At 65.9% G+C, this 17,393-nt stretch carries 14 protein-coding genes; 9 read left to right on the plus strand and 5 right to left on the minus strand.

Going from position 1 to position 17,393, the window contains the following annotated elements:
• Nucleotides 1-192: 192 nt before the first annotated feature.
• From BGK68_RS19770 to BGK68_RS19785, 4 genes are all read left to right on the plus strand, one after another.
• Entirely contained in the window at nucleotides 193-855 is a 663-nt protein-coding gene (locus tag BGK68_RS19770; RefSeq protein ID WP_075258488.1) for a response regulator transcription factor, read from the plus strand.
• The gene (locus tag BGK68_RS19775) at nucleotides 852-2,171 is read left to right on the plus strand and encodes a sensor histidine kinase (protein WP_075259907.1); all 1,320 of its coding nucleotides are present in this window, start codon (nucleotides 852-854) and stop codon (nucleotides 2,169-2,171) included. Before BGK68_RS19770 ends, BGK68_RS19775 begins: the two co-directional genes overlap by 4 nt.
• Before the next feature lie 98 nt (nucleotides 2,172-2,269).
• The gene (locus tag BGK68_RS19780; RefSeq protein WP_075258489.1) at nucleotides 2,270-2,854 is read left to right on the plus strand and encodes a cytochrome b; all 585 of its coding nucleotides are present in this window, start codon (nucleotides 2,270-2,272) and stop codon (nucleotides 2,852-2,854) included.
• A 158-nt stretch (nucleotides 2,855-3,012) separates the two neighbouring features.
• Complete coding sequence (locus BGK68_RS19785) at nucleotides 3,013-5,145, plus strand: c-type cytochrome (protein WP_083657947.1); 2,133 nt, start codon at nucleotides 3,013-3,015, stop codon at nucleotides 5,143-5,145.
• Nucleotides 5,146-5,150: 5 nt separating this feature from the next.
• Here BGK68_RS19785 and BGK68_RS28540 read toward each other — a convergent pair whose 3' ends face one another.
• Nucleotides 5,151-6,830, minus strand: coding sequence for a methyl-accepting chemotaxis protein (locus tag BGK68_RS28540; protein WP_075258490.1), 1,680 nt, complete (start codon nucleotides 6,828-6,830; stop codon nucleotides 5,151-5,153).
• A 308-nt stretch (nucleotides 6,831-7,138) separates the two neighbouring features.
• Here BGK68_RS28540 and BGK68_RS19795 point away from each other — a divergent pair, with 308 nt between their 5' ends.
• Entirely contained in the window at nucleotides 7,139-8,392 is a 1,254-nt protein-coding gene (locus BGK68_RS19795) for a multidrug effflux MFS transporter (RefSeq protein WP_075258491.1), read from the plus strand.
• A gap of 209 nt (nucleotides 8,393-8,601) precedes the next feature.
• The gene (locus tag BGK68_RS19800) at nucleotides 8,602-8,790 is read left to right on the plus strand and encodes a hypothetical protein (RefSeq protein WP_075258492.1); all 189 of its coding nucleotides are present in this window, start codon (nucleotides 8,602-8,604) and stop codon (nucleotides 8,788-8,790) included.
• A gap of 84 nt (nucleotides 8,791-8,874) precedes the next feature.
• Here BGK68_RS19800 and BGK68_RS19805 read toward each other — a convergent pair whose 3' ends face one another.
• Nucleotides 8,875-11,274: a DNA polymerase II gene (locus BGK68_RS19805; protein WP_075258493.1), complete on the minus strand. Its 2,400-nt coding sequence runs from the start codon at nucleotides 11,272-11,274 to the stop codon at nucleotides 8,875-8,877.
• Nucleotides 11,275-11,482: 208 nt separating this feature from the next.
• Here BGK68_RS19805 and BGK68_RS19810 point away from each other — a divergent pair, with 208 nt between their 5' ends.
• A complete protein-coding gene (locus tag BGK68_RS19810) occupies nucleotides 11,483-12,289 on the plus strand; it encodes a lysozyme inhibitor LprI family protein (RefSeq protein WP_075258494.1) in 807 nt (268 codons plus the stop codon).
• 9 nt (nucleotides 12,290-12,298) lie between these two features.
• Here BGK68_RS19810 and BGK68_RS19815 read toward each other — a convergent pair whose 3' ends face one another.
• Nucleotides 12,299-13,708, minus strand: coding sequence for an aminotransferase-like domain-containing protein (locus BGK68_RS19815; protein ID WP_198937233.1), 1,410 nt, complete (start codon nucleotides 13,706-13,708; stop codon nucleotides 12,299-12,301).
• Nucleotides 13,709-13,866: 158 nt separating this feature from the next.
• On the opposite strand from BGK68_RS19815, the gene BGK68_RS19820 reads away from it, so the two are divergent.
• A complete protein-coding gene (locus tag BGK68_RS19820) occupies nucleotides 13,867-14,589 on the plus strand; it encodes an alpha/beta fold hydrolase (protein ID WP_075258495.1) in 723 nt (240 codons plus the stop codon).
• Nucleotides 14,590-14,875: 286 nt separating this feature from the next.
• Here the strand turns inward: BGK68_RS19820 and BGK68_RS19825 are convergent, their stop codons facing one another.
• The gene (locus BGK68_RS19825) at nucleotides 14,876-15,619 is read right to left on the minus strand and encodes an SDR family oxidoreductase (protein WP_075258496.1); all 744 of its coding nucleotides are present in this window, start codon (nucleotides 15,617-15,619) and stop codon (nucleotides 14,876-14,878) included.
• Nucleotides 15,620-15,722: 103 nt separating this feature from the next.
• On the opposite strand from BGK68_RS19825, the gene BGK68_RS19830 reads away from it, so the two are divergent.
• Nucleotides 15,723-16,691, plus strand: coding sequence for an AraC family transcriptional regulator (locus BGK68_RS19830; protein ID WP_075258497.1), 969 nt, complete (start codon nucleotides 15,723-15,725; stop codon nucleotides 16,689-16,691).
• Nucleotides 16,692-16,699: 8 nt separating this feature from the next.
• Here BGK68_RS19830 and BGK68_RS19835 read toward each other — a convergent pair whose 3' ends face one another.
• Entirely contained in the window at nucleotides 16,700-17,341 is a 642-nt protein-coding gene (locus tag BGK68_RS19835; protein WP_069374029.1) for a GntR family transcriptional regulator, read from the minus strand.
• Nucleotides 17,342-17,393 lie beyond the last annotated feature (52 nt).

Here is a 17,393-nt window from a genome sequence, read left to right on the forward strand (position 1 = left end):
AGCGCCGTAGATGAGTCACCCTGGAGGGGGGAAGACTGGCCAGCACAGCGCATGGCCGGCAGCTCGGGGGGGACTCGTCTGCATTTCCGCCCTGCCCGCCTCTTTCCTTCCCGCAGCACTTTCCTTCTGTCTTGCACCGTTTTGCCTTAGACTCTAGCGCCATCGGCACAAGCTGCCTGGCAAGGCGCGACAATGAGAATACTGTTGGTCGAAGATGACGCCATGATCGGCGAAGAAGTGCGTTGCGCCCTGAAGGACAACGGCTACGCCGCCGACTGGGTCCGCGCTGGCGACGCCGCCCTGCTGGCGCTGGCGCAGCAGCAATACGACGCGCTGCTGCTGGACCTAGGCTTGCCCGGCGCCGATGGCCTGGCCGTGCTGCGCCAGTTGCGCACCCATTCCCTGCTGCCGGTCCTGGTCATCACCGCCCGCGACGGTGTCCAGGACCGCATCGGCGGGCTCGACGCCGGGGCTGACGACTACCTGCTCAAACCCTTTGCCATCGGTGAATTGCTGGCGCGCCTGCGCGCCGTGCTGCGACGCCGTTCGGGCGTGGCCAGCGACCAGTTGTCCAATGGCCAGATCACGCTCGACCTGGCCGCCAAGACCGCCTGCTGGCACGATGCTCCCCCCGTCCCCTTGTCGGCCCGCGAGTTCGCCTTGCTGCGCGCGCTCATGGGCCGTCCTGGCGCCATCCTCTCGCGCGCCGAACTGGAAGAAAAACTCTATGGCTGGGGCGAGGAAGTCGAAAGCAATGCGGTCGAATTCCTGATCCATTCGCTGCGCCGGAAACTGGACAAGGAAGCCATCAAGAACGTCAGGGGCATGGGATGGCTGGTCCAGCGGGCGTCATGAAGCGTTCCCTGCAGGCCCAGCTGTCGCTGGCCTTGACCGCGGCCATCCTGGTGGTGGCCCTGGGCGCGGGCGGTTTCGGATTCGTCACCGCTTATCGCGATTCCATCCGCAGCCAGGACGATCTGCTCATGCAGGTGGGCGCGCTGCTCAAGCACAGCGGTGCGGCACTCTCACTGGACGGCGCTGGCATGGCCGCGGCCGGCGATGAGCACGACTCGCGCGTGACCGTGCAGTGGCTGCCGGACCCGGGCGACCCGCCGACAGACGCAGCCCCGCTGCCCTTGCCGGCCGACCTCGCCGAAGGCTTCCATACCCTGCTGCTGCACCATGAGTATTTCCGCGTCTACGTCCAAGCCCTGCCCAACGGCAAGCGCCTGGCGCTGGCCCAGGAAACCGACCTGCGCCAGCACATCGCCCAGCGCAGCGCCTGGCGCGCCCTGTTGCCCTTCGTGGTGCTGGCCCCTTTGCTGTTGCTGGCCGTGCAACGCATCATCAAACGCCTGTTCGCGCCCTTGCAGGCGCTGCGCCAGGAGATCGACAGCCGCCGCGAAGACGACCTCCAGCCCATCGCCGAGCGCCTGCTGCCGCGCGAGGTCCAGGCCTTCGTGGCCGCCATCAATGGCCTCCTGGCCCGGGTCGAGGCGGGCATGGCCGCACAGCGCCGCTTTGTGGCCGATGCCGCCCACGAACTGCGCACGCCCCTGACCGCCCTGTCCCTGCAGGCCGAACGCCTGGGCCAGGCGCCCATGTCCGAGACCGCGCGCGAACGGCTGACGCGGCTGGAAACGGGCCTGCAGCGCGCCCGCCAGCTGGTGACGCAACTGCTGGCGCTGGCCCGGGCGCAGACGCCCGCTGGCGCGGCCCTGCAGCCGTGCAGCCTGCATGAGGTGCTGCGCGAAGTGATCGAAGAACTGCTGCCCTTGGCCCAATGCAAGCAGATCGACCTGGGCGTGGACAGCGAGCGCGACGCCTGCGTGCTGACCCAGCCGCAGGAGCTGGCCCAGCTGTTGCGCAACCTGATCGACAACGCCATTGCCTACACGCCCGCAGGCGGTGCTGTCAGCCTGCGCATGGAGCGCCATGCGCAATGGGTCGCGCTGGAGATCTGCGATACCGGTCCCGGCATCGCCGCCAGCGAGCGTGAACGGGTGTTCCAGCCGTTCTACCGGATCGATCCCTCCGGCCAGGGTTCCGGACTGGGCCTGGCCATCGTGCAGAGCATTGCCAGGCGGCTGGGTGTCACGCTGCGTCTGGAGACCGCCGACCCGGCGCAGCAGTCGGGCCTGCGGGTGCGCCTGCTCATTCCGGCGGCCTGAGGCGGTGCCTACGTCCCGCTTTCTTGATCAACGCTAAGCCTGCACTAAGTTTTTGCGCTTACCATGTCGGCACCGATGTCCACCTCAGGTAAAGCACAATGAATCCCTCTACTCCCGCTACTCCCGCCACATCCTCTGCGTTCCCATCCAGCCGCTACCATCCCCTGTCGGTCATCCTGCACTGGGTGATCTTCCTGCTCTTCGTCGTGGCGCTGGCCACCATCGAATACCGTGACGACATTCCCAAGGGCGATCCGCTGCGCGATCTGCTGCGTACGGTGCATATGCATGCGGGCCAGCTGGTGCTGATCCTGGTGGTGCTGCGCCTGCTGGCGCGCAAGGCCTTTGGCGCGCCGCCGGAACTGGCGCTGCCGCGCGTGCAGCGCTGGGGCGCTACGGCGGTCCACCTGCTGCTGTATGCCGTCATGATCGGCCTGCCGGTCACCGGCATCCTCTTCACCCAGGCCGGCGGGCGCGACGTGGTCTTCTTCGGCATGACCCTGCCGGTGATCCTGGCCAAGGACATGGCCCTGCGCGGACCGATCAAGGAATTCCACGAGTTCATGGGCAATGCCGTCTACTTCCTGGTCGGCCTGCATGTGCTGGGCGCGCTGTGGCACCAGTTCTTCGACCGCATGCCCCTGCTGCAGCGCATGTCCCTGCGCGGACCACGCCAGAAATAGGCTGGCGCGGGGCTCCTTTTGGAAGCCCGCAAAACCACGCCGGAAACGACTTTCCCGCATTTGAGGCAGGTCAATTCCGAGGTCGGGAAGCCGGTCATCGCGGCGCGACAGGAGTGTTTCAATGGAGCCATTTCCATGACGCATTTCCTGTGACCATCATGAAGCTTCCCCATTCTTGTCTGCGCCGGGTCATCCGTTGGCTGCTGCCAGCCTCGCTGGTTCTGGCGGCGGCTGCACCTGCCCTGGCGGCGCCGCCTGCCAATACCCTCATCGACGACCTCCCCGACACGCTGCAGCGCGCGCTCGATCCAGCCGTTCGCGAGCAAGTGCAACGCGGCCGCTACGTAGCCCGCCTGGGCGATTGCGTGGCCTGCCACACCAAGGACCGCAGCAAACCCATGGCCGGCGGCCTGGCGCTGGAAACGCCCTTCGGCGTCCTGTATTCCACCAACATTACGCCGGACCGCAAGACCGGCATCGGCGGCTACACCTACGAACAATTTGACCGTGTCATGCGCGAGGGAGTGGCAGCCGATGGTCATCGCCTCTATCCGGCCATGCCCTACCCCTCCTACGCCAAGATGTCAGAGCCGGACATGCGCTCGCTGTATCTCTACCTGATGCAAGGCGTGCAGCCGGTCGAGCAGGCCAATGCGCCGCTGGGCATGTCCTTTCCCTTCAATCAGCGCTGGGGCATGGCCTTGTGGAACATGGCCTTCCTCGATGCCACCCCCTTCCAGGCCGACCTCAGCAAGAGCCCGCAATGGAATCGCGGCGCCTATATCGTCCAGGGCCTGGGTCACTGCGGCGCCTGCCATACGCCGCGCGGCATCGGCTTCCAGGAAAAAGCCATGAGCGAGGCCGACAGGAATGGCGCACTGTTCCTGTCCGGCGAAACCGTCGAAAACTGGCGCGCCCTGAGCCTGCGCGGGCTATGGCAGCCTGAAGACGTGGCGCAACTGCTCAAGACCGGCGCCAACCGTTTCGGTTCGGTGGCGGGCAATATGGTCGATGTGGTCCAGCACAGCACGCAATACCTCACCGATGCAGACCTCGAGGCCATCGGCATCTATCTGGCCTCGCTGCCGCGCGCCCAGCGCGAGCTGCCCATGCAGATGCCAGCAACCAACAATGCTGCAGCCAAGCCGGCCGGCCCGCAGGCTGGCGGGCCAGACCCGCTCTGGAGCACACGCGGCGGACTAGCCTATGCGCAGTTCTGTGCGGACTGCCATCGCGCCGACGGCGCGGGCGTGAAAGACGTCTTCCCGACCTTGGCCGGCAATCCTGCACTGCAATCGGCCGAGCCTTCTTCGCTGATCCACATCATGCTCACCGGCTGGCGCGCCCCGCAGACGCAGAGCCGCCCCCATGCGCTGACCATGCCTTCCTTCGCCGCGCTCAGCGACCAGGAGATCGCCGAAATACTCAGCTTCGCCCGCGCCCGCTGGGGCCAACGCAGCGACGGCGCAATCACGCCCGCCCAGGTCAGACGTATGCGCGCTCAGGTCGCCGGTCCCGCCGGGGAGGCTAGCAGCTTCGTTACGCCGCGCCTGGCCGACATGCTCAGCGAAAAAAATGCCAGCCAGTTGGTCCAGGGCGCGCGACTTAACATCGAGACCCGGCAGATGTTGCCCGGCCATGTCGGCAACGCGCTCAATTGTGCCAGTTGCCACCTCAACGCCGGCACCGTGGCCGACGGCTCCCCCTATGTCGGGGTATCGGCCTTCTTCCCCTCCTATGCCCCGCGCGCCGGGCGCGTGATCACCCTGCAGGAACGCATCAATGGCTGTTTCCAGCGCTCGATGAATGGCAGGCCGCTGCCACCGGAGGGCGAAGAGATGAAGGCCATGCTCGCCTACTTCGACTGGATGCGCCGCGCAACCCGGCCCGACGACAAGGTGGCCGGACGCGGCATGGGCAAGATCAACCCGCGCCTGACGCCCGATCCGGTCAATGGCCAGCGCCTTTACGCCGCGCAGTGCGCGCTGTGCCATGGCAAGCAGGGCGAAGGCGTGAAGAACGATGCCGGCCAGTGGGTCTATCCGCCGCTGTGGGGGGAAGACTCCTTCAACATCGGCGCAGGCATGGCCCGCACCTACACGGCGGCGGCCTTCGTCAAGCGCAACATGCCGATTGCCTTCCATGCCCGGTTCCCCCTGGGCCAGGGTGGATTGTCAGATCAGGAAGCCCTGGACGTGGCCGAGTTCTTTACGCACCAGCCGCGCCCGGACTTTGCCGCCAAGGTGAAGGACTGGCCGCATGATCGCAAACCGCACGACGCCCGCTATTGAGCGCCTCAGGCCGGCATGTCGATGACCATGCATCCATCTTCATAGCCGGCCTCCAGCCTGAATTCGGCGGCGGCCTGGGTCAGTTGCTCGGTCTGCTCGTTCAGGGCGCGCGCGGCCGAAGTCGTCTGCCGCAGCAACAGGCCGTTCTGCTGGGTCAGCACTTGCACCTGCCTGAGCACCTGCACCACCTGGTCGATGCCCGAGGTCTGCTCCAGGTTGACCTCGGCGATCTGGCCGATCAACTGGCTGACCCGCTCCACGCTATAGACCGCTTCGCGCATGGCGCCTTCGGCCTGCACGGCCTTGCGGCTACCGTTCTGGATCTGCTGCAAGGCGGTTTCGGTAAGACTCTTGACCTCGGCGGCGGCGCTGGCCGTGCGCTGCGCCAGGGCGCTCACCTCTTGCGCCACGCTGCTCAGTGTGCGTCCTCCCGCGCCATTGCCACAGCCGGCCAGGGAGGCGCTCGCGCCCAGCAGCTTGCTTTGTACGGCGATGCTGTCGATCAGGCCGCCCAGATCGGTGATGCGTGCCGATGAGGCCTTGATGGCCGCCATCGCCGACGCCACCTGTTCCACCTCTGCCGCACTGCGCCGCACCACCTCGCAGGCCCGCTTGGCCAGCCGGCTGGCTTGGTGGGTGTGGGCGGTGTGCTGCTGTACGGTGCCGGCCAATTGCTGCATCGATGCGGCGGCCTGCAGCAGCGCCTGGGCCTGCTCCTCGGTGCGCGCGACCACGTGCTCGGTCCCGGCGGCCATGTCGCCAGCGGCCTTCTGGATCGCCGCCGCGCCTGCATGCACACCCTTGACCAGGCGCACGATGGCCTTGCGCAGGCGTTGCAGCGCATCGAGCAAGGCCGCGACTTGCCCCCGGGCGCGCACCGGAGCGCTGTCGCTGAGGTCGCCGCGCGCCAGTTGCGCCAGCATGCTGGTGGCCTGTACGAGCGGACCGGCGCTGCCCCGGTAGAGCAGCCGCAGGCTCACCGCCAGGATCACCACCACCGCCGCGGCCAGGAGCGTACTGAGCCAGGCCAGGCGCTGCGCCAGCAGCTGCGCCAGCGCGACTTCACGCGCCGTGCGCTGTTCCAGCAGGCCGACCATGTCGTCAAAGGCCTGCAGGATCGAAGTCCTGTGCAACTGGTAGCCGTCGCCATGAAGCATCTGTTGCGCCGGCCCGCGCGCGGCGGCATCCCCCTGCATCTCTTGCATGGCCCGGCGCTCTGTGCTGGCCAGGGCGTCGGACATGAGCCAGGCCTCGTCCAGCCGGGCCAGTTCAGCCGGGCTGTAGCCGGCCTGCTCCATCAGCTTGCGCAAGGAGACGGCGACCGTGCTGTCTGGGCGGGGCGGCTGGCCATCGGCGCCGATCAGGTCCCAATAGGCCCGCCCATACTGCTGGGGCCGGGCGCGCTGGCCGTCGCGGATGTCCAGCACCGCCTGGTGCTGCTCGAGCAGGCGGGCTTCGCCGCTTACCACGTAGCTACGCGCCAGTTGGGCGAGATCGTCGACGCCCTGGCGGAACTCCGCGGCCAGCGCCAGGGCGGTGAAGCGCGCCTCCTGCGCTTGCGCCAGCGCCTGCCGGGCGCGCTCGGCATATACCGTCGCCGTTCCCCACATCACCACCAGAACGGCTACCAGCGCCACCAGCCCCCGCAGTGCCTGACGCACGGAAAAACGATGCAATATCGACATGCCACTTCACCTTGACCTATTCCTGGAAGGCAGCCCCGATGTCTGGATGGAAGGTGGGACTGCTGCTCATGCTGCGCGCGCTAACGATACGTCGCTGAGGCCGGAATGAAGATGGGTATAGAGGTATTGCGATTTGAACTCGAATTATTTTGAAAAATACATCGAATATCTTCTAGCAATTGTCCAAAAAGCATAGACCCCAGCGCCCCTGCTCTGGCCGTTTTTGGCCTGCCGCCAGCAGAAAAGCGCGTCTACCGTCAAAATAGGGCCCTTTGCCAACTCGGCAGTACCCCTTCTTGCAGTCCGCCATGAGCCCCATCGCCCCCATCGTCCCGCCTTCCCCCAAGCATCCGCCCAATCACCCGCGCTTCCTGCTGTTCCTGATCTGCGCCTTTGCGTCGGCCGGCCAGTTGGCCATCGACCTGTACGTGCCGGCGCTGCCGGAGATGGCCATCGATTACGCCACCTCGGCCCAGGCCATCCAGTCCAGCGTGACGGCTTACCTGATCGCCTATGCCTTCGGCCAACTGGTCTTCGGCCCGCTGGCCGACGCCTATGGACGCAAGCGCATCCTGGCGCTGGGGCTGGGCCTGTTCTCGCTGGGATGCGTGCTCTCCCTGGCCGCGCCCAACCTGGAGACCTTCGTGGCGGCGCGGGTGCTGCAGGGCTTTGGCATCGCCGCCACCAACCTGCTGGCCAAGGCCATCATCACCGACTCCTTCGCCGGCCAGGCGCTGGTGCATGCCTACACCTACATGGCCATCGCCTGGGGCCTGGCGCCGATCATCGCGCCGGTGATCGGCGCACACCTGCAGGAAGCCTTTGGCTGGCGTTCCTGCCTGGTCTTCCTGCTGGTCTATTCGCTGGGCATGTGGGCAGTGCTGTGGCGCTATCGCGAGACGCTGGCCCAGCCGGTGCGGCTGCATCCGGCCACGCTGGTGCGCAACGCCCGCATGGTGCTGGCCAGCCCGGTGTTCCAGAGCTGCTTCCTGGCGCAGGGCCTGTGCTACAGCATCCTGCTGGTGTTCAACATCGTCGGTCCCTTCATGGTCCAGAACACCCTGCACCAGCCGCCGACCTTCTTCGGCTACCTGGCACTGGCCATCGGCATGATGTATTTCCTGGGCGGCATCTCGAACCGCATCACGCACCGCCGCCTGCCCACTGCCGAGCAACGCCTGCGCCTGGGCGCCAGGGTGATGACGGGCGCGGCCTTCGTCATGCTGTTGCTGGCGCTGTCGGTGGGCCTGACGGTCTGGACCCTGTGCGCGCCGGTGCTGGTGATGGCCTTGTGCGCCGGGGCCATGTATCCCACCCTGATGGCCAAGGGCAATTCCATCTTCCCGCACATTGCCGGATTGACCAGCGCCATCCTGGGCTTTGCCCTGCTGCTGGTGTCGGCGGCGATGATGGGGCTGGCCGGTTTCGTCTCCATCCACAGCCTGACCCCGCTGGCGGGCTTTTTCTGCGTGGTCGGCCTGACCGTGATCGTCATGGTCGGCAAGCTCTTGCATCATCTGCAAGTACCGGCGACGCTGGCCCAGCCGGCGGCGCATCCCTGAGGTGCAAGGCCGCCACAGATTGACATTTATCAATGGCAATCTGTATTGGAAGGATGCACAATTGCTGTTCGGGAATACGGCGCGATGCCGGCTTTGAGGGAAGCCGCATCGTTGTCAGGCCGGTACATCAGAAAAACCCTGATATCTGGCCTTTCACTTGGGGAATAGGATGAGGCCATCGAATCTGGTCTTATCCGTGAGAGGGAAAAATGGACGTCATCCAAAGCTTGCTGCACTACGGTAGCTACGCCGTGGCTTTCTACGCACTTTATCTGGTGACCGGCGCGCTGGCGTTCGGCCTCTACATCTGGCTGCGCGTCTATCGCCAGCCTGAGCTCAAGCCCGTACCGGTACGCGTGCGCCGCAACCTGCGCGACTCGGATACACCGCTGCGCTGATACCGGCTGCACAACTGCATTTCAGCTATTCACGCAAGGGGCTGGATTCGATGAATCCGGCCCTTTTGCTTTGGGTCACGCGCATCAGAACAATTCCTGCTGCGGCGAGGTGAGCGCGGCAAAGCTGTCGCCCACGAACACCAGGATGGCGTCGGCCACCGGCGCCAGCTGGCGCTCCAGGTAATGACCGTAGTCGATGGCGGCGCTGCGCTTTTCCAGCGGTTCGGGGCCGGCGGTGGTCATCACGTAGGTGATCCAGCCACCTTGCTGGTATTGCAGTGGACGTCCATCATCCTGGTTGACCTGATCCGCCATGCGTGCGGCGCGCACATGGGGCGGCACGTTCTTTTCGTAGTGGTCGAGCTGGCGGCGCAGGCGCTTGCGGTAGACCAGCAGTTCGTCGAGCCGTCCGGCCAGGAGCTCGGCCACGTACGACCTCACGTAATCCCGATACGCTTCGCCCCGGAAGATGCGCAGGTACAGCTCCTGCTGGAAGCGCTGGGCCAGCGGCGTCCAGTCGGTGCGCACCGTCTCCAGCCCCTTGTAGGTCACCTTGTCCTCGCCCTCGGCGGTGCGGACGTAACCGGCGTAGCGCTTCTTGCTGCCGGTGTCCGAACCCCGCACGGTGGGCATGAGGAAGCGCTGGTAATGCACCTCGTACTGTAGCTCCAGCGCGCTCTCCAGCCCATATTGCTGGTGCAGGTGGAGGCGCCACCAGTCGTTGATGCGGCTGGTCAGGGCCAGGCCGATGCTGCGCGCCTCTTCGTCGCTGTGGGCGCTGCGCAGCCAGACGAAGGTGGAATCGGTATCGCCATAGATGACTTCATAGCCCTGCTCTTCGATCAGTTGGCGGGTGCGATGCATGATCTCGTGGCCGCGCCGGGTGATCGACGAGGCCAGCCGTGAATCGAAGAAACGGCAGCCGGTCGAACCCAGCACGCCGTAGAAGGAATTCATGATGATCTTCAGCGCCTGTTGCAAGGGCTTGTTGCCCTGCGCCTTGGCCTGTTCGCGGGCCTGCCAGATCTGTTCGATGATGGCCGGCAGGCTGTGGCTGCGGCGCGAGAAGCGCGCCCCATTGAAGCCGGGCACGGTCTGCGCTTCGCTTTCATTGAGGGTGCCATCGACCAGCCCGGCCGGATCGATCAGGAAGCTGCGGATGATGCTGGGATACAGGCTCTTGTAGTCCAGCACGATGACCGAATCGTACAGCCCCGAGCGCGAATCCATCACGAAGCCGCCCGGGCTGGCCAGCGCCTCGGCGTCGCCCAGGTTGGGGGCGACGTAGCCCTTGCGGTGCAATTGCGGCAGATAGAGATGGGTGAAGGCCGCCACCGAGCCGCCGCTGCGGTCGGCCGGCAAGCCGGTCACGCTGGCGCGCTCCAGCAGGAAGGAGAGGATGTCGGTGACGGCGAAGATGCGCGTGACCAGTTCGCAATCCTTGAGGTTGTAGGTCGCCAGGGCCGCCCGGTCCTCGGCGAACATGCGGTCGATCTCGTCCATGCGCTGGTAAGGCGTAGCGATGGCCTTGCCCTCGCCCAGCAGCGTCTGCGCCACATTCTCGAGGCTGAACGAGGGAAAATTCCAGAAGGCCGAACGCAGGCTCTCGATGCCGTCGATGACCAGCCGTCCCGGTGCGCTGACCAGCAGATGGCCGGCGCGCAGGCCGTGCTTGCGCCATTCCAGCGGCTGCGCGGCGCGACCCAATAGCAGGCGGGTCTGGTATTTGTCAGCCTGCTTCTGCAAGACGTTGAGGTCGAACTGGATCAGGTTCCAGCCAATGATGGCGTCGGGGTCGTGGCGGGCCATCCAGGCATTGAGCGCTTCGATCAGCTCGCGCCGCGAGTCGCAGAAGTGCAGCGCGAAATCCACCGCCTGCACCGCCCCGCTGGCCGGCGCCAGGGTATAGACGGTGCGCTGGCCGCAACCCTCGATGGCAATCGAATAGAGTTCGCCCTGCCAGCTGGTCTCGATGTCCAGCGAGGCCAGCCGCAACGGCGGGCGATAGCCCGGCAGGGGCCGCAGGCGCGCCTGGCACAGCACCCCGTGACCGTCGTCCTCGCCGCTGAAGGCTACCGGTGCATTGATGAAGCGCTCCATCAGGTAGCGCTCGGGCGGGCGGATGTCGGCCTCGTAGACGCTGATCCCGGCGGCCACCAACTGCTTTTCCAGCCGCAGCAACTGGCGATAGTGACGGGCATACAGTCCCATCACCGGGCGCTGGCTGAAATCCTTGAGCGCATCCAGCGACTTCAGTTCGATCCCGGCCACACCCCGCAACAGGTCCTGCACGCGCGCCTGCTCGCTTTGCGGTACGAAGGCCACCGCCTGCTGCGGCGGCAGGCGCAGGCATTGCGCGCCGGCATCGGTGGCCAGCCAGAGCTCGATTTCCACGCCGGCCGGCGTATCGCGCCAGTGCCGCGTGAGAATGAAGCCGGCCCGCTCGCCGGGGCGCAGGTCCAGTTGCTGGGAAGGCTCCTGCATGGGGAGGACGGTACTCGTTTGCTTGTTCAAGAGCGCGATTCTACTTGGATGCGCCAGGGTCTGCGTGGCGCGGATGTTAAGAACGCCGAACACACTTTTGCAGGTGCAAAGATTTTAAAAAAATTCCGGTTCTTATCTGCGTTTTGGCCGCGCACGCCCAGTGCCATGCTCACGCCCATCGCTTTCTCGCAATACGGATGGTATCGCCATGCATACTCTTGCCCGCTACTCGGCCCTGCTCACGTTCACCGCTTTGTCTGCGCTGGCCTGGCACTCCACGCGAGCGGCCAGTTTCGATTGCGCCAAGGCCGGCTCGTCCAATGAAAAGATGATCTGCGCGGACCCGCAGTTGTCGGCCCTGGACGACCGCCTCGGTGTGCTGTTCCGCCAGGCGCGCGCGGGCGCCCCCGACAAGCGGGCCTGGCGCGCCGATGCCGACCTGCACTGGCGCTGGCGTGAGCAGCATTGTCGCGACCGCAGTTGCCTGCTGGAATGGTACCAGCGCCGCAGCATTGAACTGCAGGCGCAGGCAAACGCTGCTTCAGCTTCGGACCCGGCTCCGGCACTGGCCCACCGCGCTCCCAAGGACGCTGCGCAGGCAGTGAACCGTCCCGAGGCAGCGGTTCTCAAGCAGTCACCGCAGCCACCGCTGCAACTGGGGCTCAACGCCTCCCAGCTTGCCGCCATTGCGCCGCCGGGCACCTCACCGTGGCCGCATTATGTGCGGGTGGAACGCGGCCAGTATTTCTATGAAGATCCCCATACACCCGAGCGCCAGCTGGTGGGTGTGCGCTACTACGGCATGGAGCACGGCCAGTACATCCTCGAAGCCGTGCGCGGCCAGACCGTGCTGCGCTACACCTGCAGCGACGATTGCAGCTACATCGGCCAGTTGAGCCTGCCCGGCGATGTCGAGAAGGACACCGTCATCGTCAGCAATGACCGCACCTCCCTGCCCGCGCTCATCGTCAGCGACGCCATGAATGGCCTGCTGGCGCCCTCGATGACGCGCTGAACGTCAGGCTCAGACCACCACTTCGCGCGGGCTGCGGCGCTGCGCCAGTTCCATCAGCCGGCGCAGCGCGTTGACCAGCTCGAAGCGGCTGCGCGAACGCCCCAGCGAAATGCGGATGCAAGCCCCCTGCCCACCGCTGTCCGCGCCCGGCTCGCGGCCGTCTTGCGGCACGGCGAAACTGCTCTGCGACACCACGTTGAGCCCGGCCTGGCGCGCCTTGAGCACGAATTCCTGCCCCTGCCAGTGGGCCGGCAGCGCCTTCCACAGGTGGATGCCGCCGCCCGCAGAGAGCCCTGCTCCGCCCAGCGTGCGCAAGGCCAGTTCGTGGCGCGCCCGGGCTTCAGTGCGGATGCCTTCCAGCAGGGTCGCTGCGGTGCCGTCATGTATCCATTGGGTGGACAAGGCCGTCATCAGCGGCGTGGACATCAGCACGAAGGAGCGCAAGGCGCCCAGCACCTCTTCCTGCGCCTGCCCCTCCGGCATGAGCACATAGGCCGTACGCAAGCCCGGCAACAGGCACTTGGACAAGGTCGAGACATAGAACACATGCTGCGGCGCATAGTGCGCCAGCGGCCTGGGCGCATGGGCGGCAAAGCGCCAGTAGGGATCATCCTCGATGATGCGCAGGTCCAGCCGTGTGGCCAGCGCCGCGATCTCGGCCCGGCGCGTGGCCGGCATGGTGCGGGTGGTGGGGTTCTGCAGCGTCGGGTTGAGATAGACCAGACGCGCCTGGTGCCGCCGCGCCATGGTCATGAGCAGATCGGGGCGCATGCCCTCGTCGTCCACCTCCACCGCCACGACGCGCCGGCCCAGGTGCGCCGCCACCGTCAAGAGGCCCGGATAGGCCAGCGGTTCGGCCAGGATCACTTCGCCCGGCCGGGTCTGGGACAGCACCAGCGCCGCCAGCGCCGACTGCGCGCCCGGACAGGCCAGCACCCGCGCCTCATCCACCGGGCCCAGCATGGCTTGCATCCACATCGCCCCGGCGGCGCGGTCGGCACTGCCGCCGCCGCCCAGGTGATAGGTCATCAGCAGGTCAGCGTCGCTGTGGATCAGTACTTGCGACATCCCCTGGCGCAGCAGGTCATTCAAATCGATGCCGGCCGGCGGCGGCGGGATGTTCATCGACAGGTCGATCAACTGGCTCAGGTCCACCTTGGGCGCAGCCACGAAGGTGCCAGCCGAGCCGCGCGCCTCCAGCAGATGGCGACGGCGCGCTTCGCCATAGGCGCGCGTGACCGTGGTGAGGTCGACCTTGAGGTGCTCGGCCAGTTGCCGCTGCGGCGGCAGGCGGTCGCCGGGGCGCAGCCGTTCGTCGGAGATGGCCTGCTCCATGAAGCCGACGATCTGCAGATAGCGCGGCCCGCCATTGGCGGCAAAGCGGCCTGCCCAGGCCAGGGAAAGTGCGGATGGGTCCACGTGGATACCGGAGAGTGAGTGCGTTGCGCTGACGCTTGTATGGATGTTATCTGGATTGTTGCTCCCAGATGTGAATGCTAGTATGGATTTGCAGCAAACACAAATCCATACAAACTCATTCACCTCCATTCATCTCCATTCATCTCCCTACATCACTCATGGCCAATTTCCTCTTGATCCACGGTGCCTGGCAAGGCAAATGGGTGTGGCCGGCCGTCTCGGCCGAGCTGACCATGCGCGGCCACGAAGTCCACAGCATCGACCTGCCCGGCAGTGGCGCGGACGCTACGCCGCAGGACCAGGTCACCCTATCCCTGTACGCCGACGCCATCGTGCAAGCCATCAAGGCCATCGGCAAACGCGTCACGCTGGTGGGCCACAGCATGGGCGGGATCGCCGTCACCGCCGCCGCCGAGAAGGCCGCCGACAGCCTGGCGCGCATCATCTACCTGTGCGCCTACGTGCCCGTCAACGGCGACTCGCTGAGCTCGCTGTCCGAGCTCGCGCCTGCGCGCCTGCCCTCGCCGGTGGCGCTGGCGCACGACGCCATCGCCGCCGACACGCCCCCATCCGCTCGGGTGGAGACCTTCATGCAGGACGCCCCTTACGCCGTGGCCCAGTGGGCCGCGCCGCAGTTCCGTTCGCAGGCTATGGCGCCGATGACCACGCCGGTGCAACTGTCCGAGCAAGCCTATGGCAAGCTGCCCAAGAGCTACATCGTCTGCACCCGCGACCGCGCCGTCGATCCGGTCCTGCAAAGGGTGATGGCGGCCCGCTCCGGCTGCAGCCGCATCAAGGAGCTGGCCAGCGACCATTCACCTTTCCTCTCGCGCCCGACCGAGACGGCGGAGATGCTGCACCGGATGGCCACTGAGCTCTAACTAGAACCCATTTCATAAATAGGCGTGAGATGCGTTCTGCCCAGAAAGGGCGCTGGCAAGGCGCGCGACGCGTCGTGTGGCGGTGCCACACGCAAGGAGCGCAACGCCGCCAGCGCCCTTTCTGGGCAGAACCCGGAGGGAGCGGCCCGTTTGGGCGAATTGCTGCGTTACGAATTTGGGTCAAGACGCCCAGTCTTGACCCAAATTCGCGCCTTGCACTTCATCCCAAACGGGACTCGCTCGCACTCACGCCTATTTATGAAATGGGTTCTAGCTATAGCTAGCGCTAGCCAGCCTTCGCCCATTCCCGCGCATCTTCACCGGCAGGGATGCGCATGGGTGCGTTGGGGTCGTTGGCGGCCTGCCAGACCGCCTCGGCCACGTCCTCGGCATAGGTCAGTTGAGTGGCTGCCTGGAAATTCTCAAAGACCTGTGCCGCCAGCGCGGCATAGGGCTCGGGCACCGAAGCTTCCATGCGCGCCCGGGCATTCTCGGCAAACCGCGTCTGCGGCGAGCGCCCTGGCAGCACCAGCCGGACCTGCACGCCCAGCGGGGCCAGTTCCAGCGCCAGTGATTCGGTAAAGGCATTGATGGCGGCCTTGCTGGCGGTGTAGACCGCCAGCAGCGGCAGCGAGCGCAGCGTGACCGAGGAGGTCACATTGATCACCATACCCTGCCCACGGGCGCGCATCTGCGGGATGAAGGCCTGGGTCATGGCGATGCTGCCCAGGGTATTGGTCTCGAAGAGCTCGCGCACCTGCGCCATCGGCTGCGCTTCCAGCGCACCCAGGTTGCCGATGCCGGCATTGTTGACCAGCACATCGACGGGACCGGCGGCCTCGACGGCGGCCTGGATGCTGTCGGCATCGACCACATCCAGGGGCAGGATGCGCAGATGCGGCGAGGCCGGCAGCAGGTCGTGACGCGGCGTGCGCATGGTGGCGATGACCTTCCAGTCACGTTGCAGGAAGTAGCGAGCAATTTCCAGGCCGAAGCCGGACGAACAGCCGGTAATGAAAATGGTCTTCATGGTGAGCATCCTTGTGTGGGGGTGAGAACAAGGCCAAGCATAGTCGGGACACTCCGGACTTGCTACAATCAAAAGTCCGCATTTCATTTGCCATCGTCCAAGCATGTCTGAACCCACCGATCCCCTTGCCGAAGTCGTCACCCTGCTCCAGCCCGCTGCGCGCTACACCAAGTACGTGCAAGGCAGCGGCGCGTGGCGGGTGCAACGTTCCCGACCGGAACTGGCCTTCTACTGCGCCGTGCTGGACGGCAGCTGCCGCCTCGAGCCCGCTGCGGGCCCGGCGATCCTGCTGGAAGCGGGGGATTTCGTGCTGGCGCCGGCTTTGCATGGATTTGCATTGACCAGCTTGCATACAAACGACGCTACCCTGCTTGACGAGAGCAATCCGCCACCGTTGTTGCCAGATGGTCGCTATCACCTGGGTACGCCGGGAGGCCCGGCGGAAGTGCAGCTGGTGGCGGGTCACTGCGTCTTCGAGTCGCCCGATTCGGTGCTGCTGGTGTCCTTGTTGCCTGACCTGGTCGTGGTGCGCGCCCATACAAGGCTGGCCACGCTGGTACAACTGGTGGGAGACGAATCGCGCGCCCAGCGACCGGCGCGTGAGGTGGTGCTGGCGCGGCTGCTGGAAGTGCTGCTGATCGAAGCCCTGCGCTCCAGCAACGATCCCACGGTCGCCGCCTCGCCCGGCCTGCTGCGCGGACTGGCCGATGTGCGGCTGGCTCAGGCGATCCGCGCCCTGCATGCGCAGCCGGCGCAGGACTGGAACGTGCCGCGCCTGGCGCGGGTGGCGGCCTTGTCGCGCTCGTCCTTCTTCGAGCGTTTCCGCCGCGAAGTCGGACTCACGCCCATGGATTACCTGTTGGCCTGGCGCATGGCGCTGGCCAAGCGCCTGCTGCTGCGCGCCGAGGGCAGCATCGCGGAAGTGGCGCTACAGGTGGGCTACAGCTCGGCCTCCACCTTCAGCGTGGCCTTCAGCCGCCATGTCGGCCTGCCGCCCTCGCAGTTCGTGCAGCAACAGCGCCGCCAGCAGCCCGAAGCTGCCCAGGCCGCGCAAGCCGCCCAGGCGGCCTGAAGCGCGCCTCAGCCCGCCACAAAGCCCACCCGCTCCATGGTGCCAATGTGCATGCTTAGCAATTGCACGGCGCGGTCGATCTTGCGCTCCTTGAGGGCCTCGATGATGAGGGCGTGGTCGTGGTCGGAACGGGGCTGCCAGCCGCGTTTGAAGCCGGTCGAGAACAGGTAGCGCGAATTGGTCAGCTGCAGTTGCTTCAGCACCGCCAACAGACGCGGCATGCCGCATTCGCTGGAGAGGATGTCGTGGAACAGGTTGTTGGCGGCGTCCCACTCCACCAGCGAGCCGGCGGCGGCGCAGGCGGCATGGGCCTGCTCCAGGCGCGCAATGTGCTCGGCGCCGAACTTGCGGGCGCTGTGGCGCAGCGCCAGGATTTCCAGTGAACCGCGCATCTCGGCGTTTTCCTTCACGGTGGCCCGGTCCACCATCGTCACCCGCACCCCGCGACGGGGCAAAGTCAGCACCAATCCCTCCGCCTCCAGTTGTCGGAATGCCTCCCGCACGGGGACATGGCTGGACTGGAATTCCTGGGCCACATGATCCTGCCGCAGCGCCGCCCCGCCTGCGATTTCGCCCCGGATGATGCGCAGGCGCAGGACCTCGGCAATGCGATCTACGGTGCTGGAAGGGACGTTGTTGAGCTCGCTCATTTATAGATAATCTATAAAAAAAGAAATTGTTAAAAGAATTTGGCCGAAGATA

It is taken from the genome of Herbaspirillum camelliae, from assembly GCF_001929405.1.
Lineage (GTDB): Bacteria > Pseudomonadota > Gammaproteobacteria > Burkholderiales > Burkholderiaceae_D > Herbaspirillum > Herbaspirillum seropedicae.

Bases quoted from the DNA above. Each gene is read 5' to 3' on its own strand.
- BGK68_RS19785 (WP_083657947.1), top strand. From the start codon at position 3,013: ATGAAGCTTCCCCATTCTTGTCTGCGCCGGGTCATCCGTTGGCTGCTG.
- BGK68_RS28540 (WP_075258490.1), bottom strand. From the start codon at position 6,830: ATGTCGATATTGCATCGTTTTTCCGTGCGTCAGGCACTGCGGGGGCTG.
- BGK68_RS19835 (WP_069374029.1), bottom strand. From the start codon at position 17,341: ATGAGCGAGCTCAACAACGTCCCTTCCAGCACCGTAGATCGCATTGCC.
- BGK68_RS19820 (WP_075258495.1), top strand. From the start codon at position 13,867: ATGGCCAATTTCCTCTTGATCCACGGTGCCTGGCAAGGCAAATGGGTG.
- BGK68_RS19775 (WP_075259907.1), top strand. From the start codon at position 852: ATGAAGCGTTCCCTGCAGGCCCAGCTGTCGCTGGCCTTGACCGCGGCC.
- BGK68_RS19830 (WP_075258497.1), top strand. From the start codon at position 15,723: ATGTCTGAACCCACCGATCCCCTTGCCGAAGTCGTCACCCTGCTCCAG.
- BGK68_RS19795 (WP_075258491.1), top strand. From the start codon at position 7,139: ATGAGCCCCATCGCCCCCATCGTCCCGCCTTCCCCCAAGCATCCGCCC.
- BGK68_RS19810 (WP_075258494.1), top strand. From the start codon at position 11,483: ATGCATACTCTTGCCCGCTACTCGGCCCTGCTCACGTTCACCGCTTTG.
- BGK68_RS19825 (WP_075258496.1), bottom strand. From the start codon at position 15,619: ATGAAGACCATTTTCATTACCGGCTGTTCGTCCGGCTTCGGCCTGGAA.
- BGK68_RS19780 (WP_075258489.1), top strand. From the start codon at position 2,270: ATGAATCCCTCTACTCCCGCTACTCCCGCCACATCCTCTGCGTTCCCA.
- BGK68_RS19805 (WP_075258493.1), bottom strand. From the start codon at position 11,274: ATGCAGGAGCCTTCCCAGCAACTGGACCTGCGCCCCGGCGAGCGGGCC.
- BGK68_RS19800 (WP_075258492.1), top strand. From the start codon at position 8,602: ATGGACGTCATCCAAAGCTTGCTGCACTACGGTAGCTACGCCGTGGCT.
- BGK68_RS19770 (WP_075258488.1), top strand. From the start codon at position 193: ATGAGAATACTGTTGGTCGAAGATGACGCCATGATCGGCGAAGAAGTG.